This window comes from Protofrankia sp. Cj5 (genome assembly GCF_917627405.1).
Lineage (GTDB): Bacteria > Actinomycetota > Actinomycetes > Frankiales > Frankiaceae > Protofrankia.
Genome location: NZ_CAKJTO010000053.1, coordinates 23,086 through 36,180 on the forward strand (window position 1 = coordinate 23,086; position 13,095 = coordinate 36,180).

At 65.9% G+C, this 13,095-nt stretch carries 9 protein-coding genes, 1 tRNA gene and 2 pseudogenes; 8 read left to right on the forward strand and 4 right to left on the reverse strand.

Features of this window, described 5'->3' with window-relative positions:
- Window positions 1-15: 15 nt before the first annotated feature.
- Complete coding sequence (locus tag MJ777_RS13245; RefSeq protein WP_239376443.1) at window positions 16-909, reverse strand: hypothetical protein; 894 nt, start codon at window positions 907-909, stop codon at window positions 16-18.
- Window positions 910-1,285: 376 nt separating this feature from the next.
- Between MJ777_RS13245 and MJ777_RS13250 the strand changes: the two genes are divergently transcribed.
- Together MJ777_RS13250 and MJ777_RS13255 are read left to right on the forward strand one after the other, a co-directional pair.
- Window positions 1,286-3,505 (forward strand): MMPL family transporter, encoded by a 2,220-nt coding sequence (locus MJ777_RS13250; protein WP_239376445.1) that lies wholly within the window; start codon window positions 1,286-1,288, stop codon window positions 3,503-3,505.
- 96 nt (window positions 3,506-3,601) lie between these two features.
- Window positions 3,602-4,264, forward strand: a complete 663-nt coding sequence (locus tag MJ777_RS13255) for a PhoU domain-containing protein (RefSeq protein WP_239311457.1) — start codon at window positions 3,602-3,604, stop codon at window positions 4,262-4,264.
- A gap of 299 nt (window positions 4,265-4,563) precedes the next feature.
- On the opposite strand, the gene MJ777_RS13260 is transcribed toward MJ777_RS13255, so the two are convergent.
- Window positions 4,564-4,740, reverse strand: a complete 177-nt coding sequence (locus MJ777_RS13260; RefSeq protein WP_239376447.1) for a carbamoyltransferase C-terminal domain-containing protein — start codon at window positions 4,738-4,740, stop codon at window positions 4,564-4,566.
- A 333-nt stretch (window positions 4,741-5,073) separates the two neighbouring features.
- A complete protein-coding gene (locus MJ777_RS13265) occupies window positions 5,074-5,988 on the reverse strand; it encodes an AEC family transporter (protein ID WP_239376449.1) in 915 nt (304 codons plus the stop codon).
- A 170-nt stretch (window positions 5,989-6,158) separates the two neighbouring features.
- Between MJ777_RS13265 and MJ777_RS13270 the strand changes: the two genes are divergently transcribed.
- From MJ777_RS13270 to MJ777_RS13285, 4 genes are all read left to right on the forward strand, one after another.
- On the forward strand, window positions 6,159-6,872 hold the full coding sequence (locus tag MJ777_RS13270; RefSeq protein WP_239344815.1) for a DedA family protein: 714 nt from the start codon (window positions 6,159-6,161) through the stop codon (window positions 6,870-6,872).
- A gap of 629 nt (window positions 6,873-7,501) precedes the next feature.
- The gene (locus MJ777_RS13275; RefSeq protein ID WP_239311452.1) at window positions 7,502-8,044 is read left to right on the forward strand and encodes a YbhB/YbcL family Raf kinase inhibitor-like protein; all 543 of its coding nucleotides are present in this window, start codon (window positions 7,502-7,504) and stop codon (window positions 8,042-8,044) included.
- Between the two features lie 114 nt (window positions 8,045-8,158).
- Window positions 8,159-8,290 (forward strand): DLW-39 family protein, encoded by a 132-nt coding sequence (locus MJ777_RS13280; protein WP_239311451.1) that lies wholly within the window; start codon window positions 8,159-8,161, stop codon window positions 8,288-8,290.
- Between the two features lie 1,291 nt (window positions 8,291-9,581).
- Window positions 9,582-9,657 (forward strand) — tRNA-Ala (locus MJ777_RS13285).
- Between the two features lie 658 nt (window positions 9,658-10,315).
- Here MJ777_RS13285 and MJ777_RS13290 read toward each other — a convergent pair.
- Window positions 10,316-11,332, reverse strand: a pseudogene (locus MJ777_RS13290) (recombinase family protein); the annotation flags it as partial.
- Between the two features lie 149 nt (window positions 11,333-11,481).
- On the opposite strand from MJ777_RS13290, the gene MJ777_RS13295 reads away from it, so the two are divergent.
- Both MJ777_RS13295 and MJ777_RS13300 read left to right on the forward strand, forming a co-directional pair.
- A complete protein-coding gene (locus MJ777_RS13295) occupies window positions 11,482-11,625 on the forward strand; it encodes a hypothetical protein (protein WP_239376451.1) in 144 nt (47 codons plus the stop codon).
- Between the two features lie 686 nt (window positions 11,626-12,311).
- Window positions 12,312-13,095 (forward strand): annotated as a pseudogene (locus tag MJ777_RS13300) (integrase); the annotation flags it as partial.

Here is a 13,095-nt window from a genome sequence, read left to right on the forward strand (position 1 = left end):
TATCCTCGGGCGCTCTTACGCGGGAACCCCTGCCTGTCGGGCGATTTTCCCGGCGACCTGGCGGACAGCGTCCTGTTCGACTGTCGGGTCTGGCGTGCCGTCTACCTGACTGATCACGATGTTGCTTTCGACGCGGCCGGACATGACGCAGATGAGGTCGAGCGTTACTGGGACACGTTTACCACCGCCGGTCACCGTCATGACCATGCGCACCCCGCCCGCGCTACCGGCAGGCGGGGTCAGCGCGCGTGCCGAGTCGAGCGTGGCGGTCCCGCCGGCTGCCGATATCCCTTCCCGGACCATCGGGAAGAAGGCTTGGCCAAGGCATGCCGCTGCCTGTGGACGGGAGAGGATGTCCATGTCGCGGGCTACATCGACCGCTGAGGTGATCTCCGCCTCCGAGCCGATGGTGGTCAGCCCGTCGTTACTCGTGAAGTAGGCGCCGTCAGCCAGGTCGGTCGCATGGCTATGGACCTGGCTGACCGGTACGCCGAGGCAGGCCGCGAGCTTGGTTTCGGAGATCTGCGGGGTTGACAGGCTGCCAGGAGAGCTGCGGGGAGATATGCCGCGGACGAAGCCGCGTGTTTCAGAACCTTCGGTAAGCAGGTAGTTATACGCATGCAGGATGACCGCGACGGGGCGGACTGTGGCGGTGGGTACGGCACTGGCCGAATCACCGGCCGACGGGCTGACCCGAGCGGCGGCCTGCCGGCCTGCGCCCGCGCCGCCGCACGCCGCCAGGCTGAACAGGCTGAACAGGCTGAACAGGCTGAACAGGCTGAACAGGCCGAACAGGGTGAACAGGGTGATTCCCGCGACGGCTGCCTTCGGTGGGTACCGATGCCGAAATAAGAGATTCTGAAACGACGGTCGCGGTTCCACGTTGCTCCCCTGGTGCCGGGCACTCATCCAGCATCATTCTGTGTTTTTTACAATTATTTTGATCATCTGGCACTGCCCATTATGGAGGGGCAGCCTGCTCTCGGTCGCGGCTGTCATCGTTGCGTTGCGCTAAGTGGTCGGCGCTGGAAGTCCTTCGGGGGTTGTCGGATGCCAGGTGGATGCGTCGCGAGGCGGAGGAGGCCCCGGTAGCGGTGTTCTACCGGGGCCGACGACAACGAAGCGAGGCGCCGGCTGGCGCCGGCAGGCCCTGGATGAACTTCCGGCGCCGACCACTAAGGGACGTGTGCGGCGGACGGTCACCGAGCGAGCCGGCCCGCCGGCGTCCACACTCGGGTGACAACCGGGGAGCCACCAGGCATGCGCTGGTAACGAGGTAGCTGCGATGGAACGCTGGACGCGCGCGATGATCCGTTATCGATGGGCTGTCGTAGCGGTCTGGGCGGTTGTGTTCGTCATGTCGAGCGCGGCCGCGTCCGGGTTGAGTGGCCTCCTGACGAACCGCTTCACGCTTCCCGGTACCGACACCCAGCGGGCGGAGAAGATTCTTGAGGACCGTTTCGGCCAGCGGACGACCGGTTCCTTCATGCTTGTCGTACGTACCGCGCCGGGGTCTGCCAGCCAGCTCGTGCCCGCGGTCGACCAGGCGGCTCACCGCGCGGCCGGTGTTCTTCCCAGCGGGGTGGTCGCATCGGTGCAACCGCTGTCCGACTCCGTTGTCAGTGCCCGCATCGTGTCAAATCTCGAGCCGGCCGACGCGAAGGGCTACACCGGCACGATGCGTGCCGCGGCCGGCACTGTGCCGGGTGCACAGCTTTACGTCACCGGCCAGGCCGCGATCGAGCATGATCTTGATCCAGTGTTCAAACGTGACCTCCAGATCGGCGAGCTCTACATCGCCATTCCGATCGCGCTCGTCATCCTCGCGTTCGTCTTCGGGACGCTCGCCTTTCTCCTCCCTCTGATCTTTGCGGCGGCGGCGATCCCCGCGACCCTGGCGATCATTTGGATCTTCGCGCACTACATGGAGCTGTCGACCTACCTGCAGAACCTGGTCACGCTGATCGGCCTGGGCATCGCCGTCGACTACTCGTTGCTGATCATTTACCGTTACCGAGAGGAGCTGCGGCGCGGCAGGGAAAGACCGGACGCGATCGTCGCCACGATGCGGACAGCCGGCCGCGCGGTCGTGTTCAGCGGCACGGCAGTCGCCATCGGTCTCGCGCTCATGCTGGCCATGCCGGTGCCGTTCATGCGTGGTTTCGGCCTCGGGGGCCTGTTCATCCCGGTCGTCTCGGTCATCTGCGCGCTCACGCTGCTACCCGTGCTGCTGTACTTCCTGGCCGCGAAGCTCGATCGGGTGCGGCTCCTACCGCACTCCATCACCGAGCGGCGGGAGGCGGAGGAGAACTTCTGGGCGCGTTTCGCACGGGCGATCATGCGCCATCCGGTGGCCATCGCGGCTGGCACCACAGCTTTGCTCGGCACGCTTGCGCTGCCCGTCACCGCCCTTGAGCTCGGGCCGGGCTCGAACAAGGGCATCCCGCGCAATCTCGAGAGCGTCCAGGGCCTCGACATTCTCTCCGGGGCGGTCGGCGGGGGCGCGCTGGCACCGACGGCAGTCGTTATTGATACCCACCAGCCCGGTGGAGCGGATGATCCACAGCTGCGCGCCGCGCTCAGCCGGTTCCAGGATGGCCTGCACGCCGACCCGGAGGTCGCCGCGGTCGTCTTCGACCCGTCTGCCGCTTCGTCCGGTGGCCAGTCCGGTGGCCAGTCCGGCGGCCAGTTCGTCGACCCGTCCCGGCGCTACCTGCAACTACAGGTGATCGGGAAGAGCGAGTACGGGGTACCCGCATCGCTCGACTTCGCCGACCGCCTTCGCCATGACATCGTCACGGCCGCCGGATTCCCCACCGGTGTCAGCGTCTATGCCGGCGGTGGCCCGCCGAGCGGGGTGGACTTCCTCGATCTCACCTACAGCGCCTTCCCCTGGCTCGTACTCGGAGTGCTCCTCCTGACGTACTTCCTGTTGCTGCGGGCCTTCCGGTCAATCGTCCTGCCACTGAAGGCGATTATTCTGAACCTGCTTTCGATCACTGCTGCCTACGGCCTGCTCGTGGTTTTCTTCAAGTGGGGCGCGGGCAGCGCGCTCGGGCTCATCTCCTTCGACCAGATCGAGGGCTGGATCCCGGTCTTCATCTTCGCGATGGTGTTCGGCCTCTCCATGGACTACGAGGTCTTCCTGGTGAGCCGCATGCGCGAGGAGTGGGACGCCGGCCATGACAACGAGACCGCGGTGGTACTCGGGCTGGCGAGGACCGGTCGCATCGTGACCGCGGCCGGACTCGTCATGTTCGCGGCCTTCATGGGTTTCGTCGCCGGGTCCATCGTCGGTCTGCAACAGTTCGGGTTCGGGCTCGCGGCGGCGATCATTCTTGATGTGACCATCATCCGGGCGCTGCTCGTCCCGAGCGCGATGAAGCTCTTCGGGCGCTGGAACTGGTGGCTGCCGCGGAATGTCGCGCGGGTCTTCCGGGTCAGGAACTCGCCGCTGGCGCCCAGGGCACGCCCCGCGGCCGATCCGGGCGGGCTTCATGGCTGACCGACGGGCAGCTGAAAGCCGGAAAAGGGCGTGTCACGTCCATTTTGTGCCCGTTCTCGACGAGCCGGGACGCCGAGATGGGAGCATTATCGGAGGATGGATGTTCCGGGACCGCATCGGTTTGAATACACCGCCGAGTTGGATCGGGTCCGAGCCACTCTGGGCGGGCTTGCCGGCGAGGCGAGCCAGATCGTCATAGCCGCCACCGCCGCGGTGGCCGGTCCCGATGCGGGCCAGGCTGACACCATCGCTGTACACGCCGCCTTGGCGCGGCTGCATGCCGACAGCCAGGAACTGGACGACGAGCTGGTCGTGCTGCTGGCCTGCCAGAACCCAGTGGCCGGGGACCTTCAGCTTGTTGTCGCCTGTCTGCGTATCGCGACCGCGGTGGAACGGATGGGGGAGCTTGCCGATCACATCGCCACCACCGCCGACCTGCGACGACCGGCATCGGTGGTTCCGGCTCCGTTGCGTCCCGTCATCACCCGTCTCGGTCGGCTGTGTGGCGACCTGGCTGAGCAGCTCGCCGCCGCGATCCGCAATGATGATCGTGAAGCGGCGCGGCAGGTGGAGGCCGCCGACGACCAGATCGACCAGATCCACCGGCGGCTGCTGGCAACCCTGACCGATCCGGCGTGGCCGCATGGGGTGCAGAGCGCTGTGGACCTCACCCTGCTTTCCCGCTACTACGAGCGTTTTGGCGACCAGGCTGTCACCGCTGCCCGCCGGCTCGCCCGCGTCCACCCGGCAACAACGTGAGGGCTGGCGGAAGGAACCCGGGACCCGGAGCGCGGTGCGAGACGATCAGGCACAGACCTCTCGATACATCCTCGGTGTCCTTGCGGTGACGGTTACCGCTGCCTACCAGAGCGGCTGGTACCAGCTGTCACTGACAATCACGTCTGAGAGCGTGTGTGAGATCGGGCTTTCGATCAGTGAGCCGTGTCCAGGCACCCCCTGACAAGACGGAAGGCCGAAGCGATACCGGATGAGTTGTCTCGGTGTGGCCGATAACGCGGCCAGGGGGCGCCTGGACACGGCGAGCCGGAATGACGATCTCAAACGCGCTCTGAGATGCGCTGTGTCTCGCAGTAGCCGATGAGCTCGGACATCCGGTTGATGAATCCATAGCCGGGAAAGTTCAACGATGTGTCGCACAGCAGGCCGTATCCGGATGTGTCCCGGAATGCCGCCAGGAGCCGGTGCAGGGCCGGTTCCTGGCGGGAGCGCGGCATGTTAGAGCCCGGCAATAGGGGACGCGGCATCGCGGGGCTGGGGCAGCCACCTCGCGTCATCGCTCCCCGTCCATCACTCCCCGTCCATCGCCGCGCGATGCACGGGTACCCCGGCTCGTCGGTCACCACCCAACACCTCCGGTGCCTGCCTCCGCCGCCTCGCGATGCACGCACGCCAGCCCCACTCTTTGACCCACACCCCTATTGCCGGGCGCTCTTATGCTGGTAGTCAGGGTTCCAGATCGGACGGTGCCAGTGCGCCGGTAGAGAAAGTAACCTACTGCGGGCGCCAGCCCGAAGGCAGCCGAGCCCGCATCCGCAGCCAACAGCGAATCAGCCCTGTAAGATCCATGACCAGATGGGCAGTGTGAGGAGCGATACCGGAACCCCGACGCCGACCATCAGGCTGGGCAGCGGAGTAGCCAGACCGTACCGCATGGCGATCATTGCTCCAGCAACCATCGGTGGCATCGCGGTTTCGAACAGCGCGACTTGGACCCCATGGTCGCCAAGGGAGCCGGCCAGGGCATAGACCCCGAACACCAGGGCGGGGCCGATAACGAGCTTGACCAGCAGACCGATCGCGAGCTCCCGACGCCAGGCACGCACCGCGCCGATACGCAGTTGCAGACCGATCGAGAACAGCGCCAGAGGCGTGAGGGTTGAGCCGAGGGTGGTCAACGTCGCCGTCAGCCAGCCGGGGAAGGCGACCGGACGCAGTACCAGCCCTGTCAGTAATGCGATCAGCGCGGGTGCCGTGAGTAGTCGGCGGGCGATCTCCGCCCGGGTGACACCGGCTCCCGACGCTGTGGCCGCCACCGCGATGACCGCCGTCCCGACGATGATGAACGAGCCGAGCTGATCGACGAGAAGCGCGACCGGAACCGATTCCGCTCCAAAGAAGGCCGTGACCATCGGTATCCCGACAAAAGACGTGTTCGCCACGGCGGCGGTCACGATCAGCGCGCCCACGACGTCCCGGCGCAGGTGCAGGACGCGTCCGAGCGAGAGGAAAAGTGTTGTGCCGAAGGCGAACAGCAGATACGGGCCAGCGACGATGAGTAACAGATTGGCAGGAAATATTACACTGTGTAATACGTGGAGTGCCAGGGCGGGCAAGGCTACGTCGAGTACCCAGAAATTGACCATCTGATGGGCGCCGTCGTCGACGCGGCCGTGCCGCCGCGCCGTGACCCCTGCCACGATACCCGCCACCAAACCGACAACCAGGACGAGTAGAGCGGACACCTGCGCATCCTGTCAGGCGGACGGGGAGACCCCGCAGCGGGCCGCGGGCAGCCGTGCCGGCGCCGGTGGATACGCTCCTTGTCGTCCGCGAAGAGCGCCCGGTCGAGGCGGGAACCGAATCGGCCGCAAGCCTGCCTTTGTGTCCCGAGTCGCTTTGGAGGCCCGTCATAGTGTCTGTTTCAGCATCAACGGTCGCCTCGACCACCCTCGCGCTCGGCCCGAGCATCCTGGATGCGCAGCATCTGGCCAAAGCGGGTCTGATCGTTGTGCTTTTGATCGTTTTTGCCGAGTCCGGCTTGCTTGTCGGTTTTTTCCTGCCCGGTGACTCGTTGTTGTTCACAGTCGGTCTGCTTGTGTCCAACCACACGTTGTCCACTCCGCTGTGGCTTGCCTGTTTTCTGATCTCGATTGCCGCGATCCTCGGTGACCAGACAGGTTTCCTGTTCGGGCGTAAGGTCGGTCCCACCTTGTTCCGGCGGCCCGACTCGAGGCTGTTCAAACAGGAGAACGTGGGCAAGGCCCGTGAATTTTTCGAGAGATATGGCCCTGTTTCAGTGATTCTTGCCCGTTTCGTTCCCATCGTGCGGACGTTCACCCCGATCATCGCGGGTGTCAGTGGCATGAACTACCGGCTCTTCAGCATCTTCAACGTCGCTGGCGGGCTGCTGTGGGGCAGCGTTGTAACGGTGATCGGATATTTCCTGGGCAAGGTCGACTTTGTGGCCAACCACGTCGAGACGATTTTCATCGGGATCGTGCTGCTATCGGTCATCCCGATCGCCTTCGAGCTGTTGCGGGCGCATCGCCGGGCAACGCGGCCGGCCAAGGACTCAGGCGGTCCGCGGCATTCGTCGCAGTCGCGCCCGATACCTGATCAGGACTGACAGCGTTTGGCCCGCTCGTCCCGGGGCGGAAGATGAAGCGCCCGGTGGGAGACCGCCAACACGGGGGGAGTTGGTAGTCGCCCCACCGGGCACTTCTCAGATTAGTTGGTCGGAGGCCCGTGTGTCCCGTTTGGCAGCCAAAAACCCGCAACGATCGCAAGGTTTTTCTTCGGGTGACCGGGCGGTTCGTCACAGTGTTTGCAAGATCCTGTTCAGGCAGCTATTTATGATCGACTGAAAACGTCCGGAGGTGCCGTGTCGTCAATAGGTCCTGGATGGCTTGAGAGCGCCCGGCGATAATGATGTGGATCAAGAAGTGGGACTGGGGCGCGTGTGTCGCGAGACGGCGGAAGGAGCCACCGGACGCGAGGTGCGTGCCCCAACCTCGTGATAACCCCGCGATACCGCGTCCCCTGTTGCCGGGCTGCTGAATTAATATTACCCAACTTACCTGACAGGCGAGTGCGGTGCTTGTGCGCCTGGGTTCCGTCCAGCGTATGGGGCGTGCCGGCTCCAGTGGGCGCCCCATGTCCGGGCGGTGTGGGAGACAGGGCTGTGTGAAACGCTGTACCGGGCATGCAAGAGTCATGTCATAACGGAAGTCATCTGACAGAAAACGAGGTTGGCTGATGTCCTCACTTGACCGCGGCACGCCCCCGGACCCGTTCGATGTTCTCCCCCGCGTACCGTCTTTCACGCTCAGTAGTGACGACTTCTCCGATGGAGGCACACTTGCTCCATCGGCGGTCCACACCAGCGCAGGTGGGGAGAACCTCTCGCCGCACCTTGCGTGGACGGGCTTCCCCGCGGGGACGCGGAGCTTCGTTGTCACCTGTTTCGACCCGGACGCACCGACGGGCAGCGGTTTCTGGCACTGGACGCTGGTCGACATCCCGCTCTCGGTCACCGAACTGCCTCACGGCGTGGCAAGTGGTGATCTTCGGGAGCTGCCCTCGGGGTCGTTCCACGTACGGAACGACTACGGTACGGCCGATTTCGGTGGCGCCGCGCCTCCGGAGGGTGATCGTCCGCATCGTTACATTTTTGCGGCCCATGCGGTCGACGTCCCGTCGCTCGGGCTCCCCGACTCTGTCTCGTCCGCGGTTGTCGGGTTCAACCTGGCGTTCCACACTCTTGCTCGCGGTGTCCTGCGGGCTACGTACCAGCGTTGATGATCTCCCGGAGATTGTTGTGAATCCGGCCCTCGCGAGCGCCCGTGGCCTCCCACAACAGGTCGTCTGGGACACGGCGGGCAAGGATCGCCGGGCGCGGGTAGGTTGGCCTACATGATTCGCAAGCTTGTGCTTCTCGTTGTCGTTGCCGGAGCTGGAGCGGTGGCGACCGTCGTGCGCCGTCGCAGGGGCAAGGACGAGGTTGACCTCTGGCATGAGGCGACCACCGCCATCAACCTGAACTGAGCCCCAGGGGTTCGGGCGAGGCTCGGACGTCAGCCCGCCACGCCTCCACCTATCGCGGTGCGAGCGTGTCGGGCTGCCCGTGGACGCCTTCGCGCCGATACGGCACACAGCGCCGCTCTGTTTTCGCTCCATTGGTCTATTTTGGCCGTATGTAACATTTTACTGGCATTTTCGTGATTTTCATCACATTTATGATCTACGGCCGACGACGTGCCCACCCGTCGTGACGGCCTGCATGGCCTGCGCGGAGCCCGGTCCGGCCCCGCGCCCTCTGATTCTTGAGGCTTCCGCCCTGCTGCTCCCGTTCTCGGTTTCGAGAGATTAACCCGCTGGTAGTGGTGTTGTGGTTGAGTTCCCTTTGGCATCCTTTGGGTCTCCTCACTGTTTGTGTCTACTTTGTAGGCAAAGCGTTGTGAGATCTGCTTGTCGGATGGGGACGCCCGGGATCGAACCGGGCGCCTGGAAGGTGGCTCCGGGCGTGAAGGGGACGGATGACAAGCAACAGCAGCGTGCGCGTTGGCGAATCACGGCGCCTGGTCCGCTCCAGCGGATCGGATGACGGCACCCCGCGGCCTCGTGAGGTTGCCATTGGTGCTGGTTTAGGAGGATTCGCGGCTATTGTTCTGCTCGTTGTCTCGGCTGTCCTGTCGGGCGGCGGGCAGCACACGGCGACCGTGGCCCGTCCTGGCGCATCAGGTGACGGGACGGCCGGAGTGGCAACACCCGTACCCGATGTCGTGGGTCTTCCCGGACAGGATGCACGGGACGCGGTGGCGACGGCATCGGCCATGGCCACGCGGCCGCCAGCCCACTCGGATGACGGCCCAAGGATGGTGGCGGCCGGCGCGACGTCCGTGTCTGTACCGGTTGAAGCGCCGGCACCGCCGGCTGGCCTCGGTCCGCGCAGCGACGAGCCGATGGGCTCAGGCAGCACTGTGTCGACCGTGGCGTCCACTCCGGCGGTGCCGCCCTCGGCGTCCCCAGAGCCAGGCACGACAGCTGGTGTGGCCGTGCTGATACAGGGGAGTGACTCGTCCAGCCCGGCTTCGCCGGGACCCGAACCGGCTCCTTCCTGCCCGGAAGATCGAAATTTTGCCGGATCTCTCCTGCGTTCCCTGGGCCTTGCGCCCTGTGTCCCCTGACCCCAGTAGATGGCTGCGGGACGAAGCGCGGGTGGTGTTCCCGTGGAGCACAACCCGCGCCCTCGCCGGCTGCCACCGGTTGCCCGGCTGGCCGCGGCGTGCCGTACCCTTGAGGGGGATTTCCCGACGGGCGTCGTGTGTCGCCTACCGGGGGCGTAGCTCAATTGGCAGAGCACTGCCTTTGCAAGGCAGGGGTTCGGGGTTCAAGTCCCCGCGTCTCCACCAATGTAGGCATTGCGCGAACCGCTCCCTTCGGGGGTGTTGTGGCTGGTAGGACGGCTGCGGCGGCCCTGTGGGGGGCGTTTTTCGTGGCTGGTCGGGTTGGCTTGGGTCGGTCTGTGTCTCCAGTTTCTACGTTGGCGGCGTCGCCTGGAGTGTCGGGTCGGGGGACTTTGAAGATCGGTACGAGCCGGTCGGGTCCGAGGATCTTGACTTCGGCGACGAGGGCTTCGATGAGGGCTTTCCGTCGGAGGTCGTCGCCTGCCTCAATGATCGTTTCGATCTGCTGGACGACCGCGCGGAGGGTGGACCGGGCCGGCATGACCGGTTCGTCGTCGATCTCGTCGGTGAGTTCGGCTTGCCGGTGGCGGAGCTGTTTCTGCTTGCTGCGCAGAGCTTCGAGCCGGGTGGCGAGGATCTCCTCGTTGAGGGTACCGCGTTCGAAGGCGCCCAGGTAGCGGTCGATGGCCTGGTCGGTCTGGGTGAGTTCGGTCTCGATGGCGGTGAGTTCGTCGGTGCGGTCGGAGCGGGCGTCGCGGTGGTGGCGCTGGGCTTTGGCGACGGCGTCGGCGATGAGCTGCTGGTTGTCGCGGTAGAAGCTGGCGAGGGCGGTGAGGACTGCGGTGTCGACCTCGTCTGCGTCGAGGCGGGGTGCGTCGCACTCGTCGCGGTTGTAGCGGTTGCGGGTGAAGCAGGTGTAATAGCGGTAGGTGTGGTTGCGGCCGGTGGCGCGGGTGCCAATCAGGGCTGTGCCGCATTGGGGGCAGCGCATCCGGCCGGTCAGGTAGTAGTCGGAGGGGTTGGCAGCCCGGTGGGAGGTTTCTTCGCTGCGTTCGGTGAGGATCTTCTGGGCTTCATCGAAGACCTTCTCGTCGATGATCGGGTCGTGGGTGCCGGTGACGGTGATCTCCCGGAAGGACAGCTCGCCGAGGTAGATCCGGTTGTCGAGGACGCGCAGGATCTGGTGGCCGGACCAGGGGCCGCCGACGGTGGTGCGGTGGCCGCGGCTGTTGAGGACCTTCGCGATGGCCCGGGTGCCGAGGCGGTCGCGGACGTAGAGGTCGAAGACCAGCCGGATGATTCCGGCTTCGGGCCCGTCGATGACCAGTTTCTTGGCGGTCTTGTCGACCTGGTAGCCAAACGGGCGCCGGCCGCCTTTCCACAGGCCCTTGGCGGCTTTGCGTTCCATCCCGGCGATGACCCGGTCGATGATCGTGTCGCGCTCGAACTGGGCGAACATCGCCAGCAGCTGCAGGAGCATGCGGCCCATGGGGGTGGCGGTGTCGATCGGTTCGGTCGCCGAGCGGAACACGACCTTCGCCTTGTCGAGCTCTTCGAGGAGGTGGACGGTGTCGCGCAGGCTGCGGGAGAGCCGGTCGACGCGGTAGACGAGCAGGACGTCGATGAGCCCGTTGCGGGCCGCGGTCAGGGCCCGCTGGAGGTCTTTGCGGTGGGTGGTGGCGCCGGAGGCGTCGTCGGCGAACCGCAGCGCCACGACCCAGTTGGGTTGGGAGTCGACGTAGGAGCGCAGCCGTTCGTCCTGCGCCTCGATGGAGTAGGGCTGGTGCTCGTCGTCGGTGGAGCGGCGCAGGTAGATCCCGACCCGGACGGTCTCGGGCAGGGCGGCGACGGCCTGCTGGGTTCGTTTCGTGGTGGTACGGCGCGCGGTCGAGCGCGGCATTGTGCCCTTCCTTCCTCGGGTGCCGGTGTGCGGCGCGGTTTCTATTCCTGGCGAAAGCGCCGCCGGGTTCCCCGGCGGGTGGTCAGCCGGGCGAGAAACCGGGGTCTGGTGGCGCCGCCGGTGCCGGGACGGAGCTGGGAATAGGTGGGGTGGGTCGCGAGGAAGGCCAGGATCTGCTCCCGCTGCGCGGCTATGGACTGGTCGCCGTCGCCGGTTCCGTGCCGGACGTAGAAAACGACCGGCACGGCACCGGAAACAGTGTTCGCCGCCTTTTCGGTGGCCTTACGGGCTGACAATGGGCGCGGCATACCGACGCTCCTTCCTCGGATGGGTTGACGGCGGCCCACCTGAAGGGAGGGTCGGTGTGGGTGTCAGGCCGCCTTTGTCGGCGCCGTGTTCGGCGATCCGTTCCTTTCCCACTGTAGGACGAGTTCGGCGAATGCGGACACCGCGGCCTCGTATTCTTCGGCGGTCATCGCGACGGTCTCGACCCGTTCGATTTGGCGCGCTCCCTCTCGCCCGTCCGCCCCGCAGGGCGGGCGCGCAGTGTCGGCATCCGCCTTCCCATGTTCCACGTGAAAGCCGCAGACCAGGCTCGCGCCGCCTCCATGCCGGGCGCCACCTGGCCAGTACACGGGCTCCCGCCAGGCTCATCCTGAAGCAACCCCAAGCGCCCCAGTTTCGATGCCGTCTGATCTGGTTTCGACACTTCCTCAGCGGTTCGCTCTCGCTCGCCTTCCCGGTCCCTACCTGACGCATCTTGTGCGCCTTTTCCTCATCGCTCACCACGACGGTCTTCAGCCAACGCAGCATGAGGTGGTTTGACGCCTCCCCCCGCAGGGCGACGCCGAAGGGCCACAAATCCTTCATCTTCCACGCAGCACCGCATCAAGCGAGATCCCCTACCTGTCGACCTCACTCTCCGCGCTCATGGCGCACTGGGGCTCCAGAACCCCGATTTGGGCGGTGACCTGCGCGTTTGCCTGCCGGACTGGGCCTGCGTCGGGCAGGCTGGATGGTCATGGTGTGGTCGCTGCTCTACGCCCTGACACGCAACACTCTCGGACTGATGTTGCTCCGCGTGCGCGGGGACACCGCGCAGGACGTGGAGCTCCTCGTCCTGCGACATCAGGTGGCGGTGTTACGACGGCAGGTGCACCGTCCGACGCTGGAACCGGCGGATCGGGTGATCCTCGCAGCCCTGTCCCGGCTGCTGCCTTGTACGCCCGCACGGACGCGGCGGCGAGTTCCCGATCGGTGGTGATCCTCGCAGCCCTGTCCCGGCTGCTGCCCCGAGCCCGCTGGGGTTTGTTCTTCGTCACCCCGGCCACCGTGCTGCGCTGGCACCGTGAGCTCCTCGCACGAAAATGGACCTACCCTCGGACGTCGCCCGGACGGCCATCGGTCCGCCGGGAGATCCGCGAGCTGGTCCTGCGCCTCGCACGGGAGAACCCGACCTGGGGCCACCGCAGGATCCAGGGCGAGCTCGTCGGGCTGGGCTACCCGGTCGGGGTCGCCACCGTCTGGCGGATCCTGCACCGCGCCGGCGTCGACCCCGCACCCCGCCGGGCCGACACCTCTTGGCGCACGTTCCTGTCCGTGCAGGCCTCCGGCCTGCTGGCCTGCGACTTCTTCACCGTGGACACCGTGTTCCTGCAACGGATCTACGTGTTCTTCATCGTCGAACACGCCACCCGCCGTGTTCACGTCCTTGGAGTCACGAAGCATCCAACCGCGGCGTGGGTCACCCAGCAGGCGCGGAA

Bases quoted from the DNA above. Each gene is read 5' to 3' on its own strand.
- MJ777_RS13245 (WP_239376443.1), bottom strand. From the start codon at position 909: ATGAGTGCCCGGCACCAGGGGAGCAACGTGGAACCGCGACCGTCGTTT.
- MJ777_RS13250 (WP_239376445.1), top strand. From the start codon at position 1,286: ATGGAACGCTGGACGCGCGCGATGATCCGTTATCGATGGGCTGTCGTA.
- MJ777_RS13255 (WP_239311457.1), top strand. From the start codon at position 3,602: ATGGATGTTCCGGGACCGCATCGGTTTGAATACACCGCCGAGTTGGAT.
- MJ777_RS13260 (WP_239376447.1), bottom strand. From the start codon at position 4,740: ATGCCGCGCTCCCGCCAGGAACCGGCCCTGCACCGGCTCCTGGCGGCA.
- MJ777_RS13275 (WP_239311452.1), top strand. From the start codon at position 7,502: ATGTCCTCACTTGACCGCGGCACGCCCCCGGACCCGTTCGATGTTCTC.
- MJ777_RS13280 (WP_239311451.1), top strand. From the start codon at position 8,159: ATGATTCGCAAGCTTGTGCTTCTCGTTGTCGTTGCCGGAGCTGGAGCG.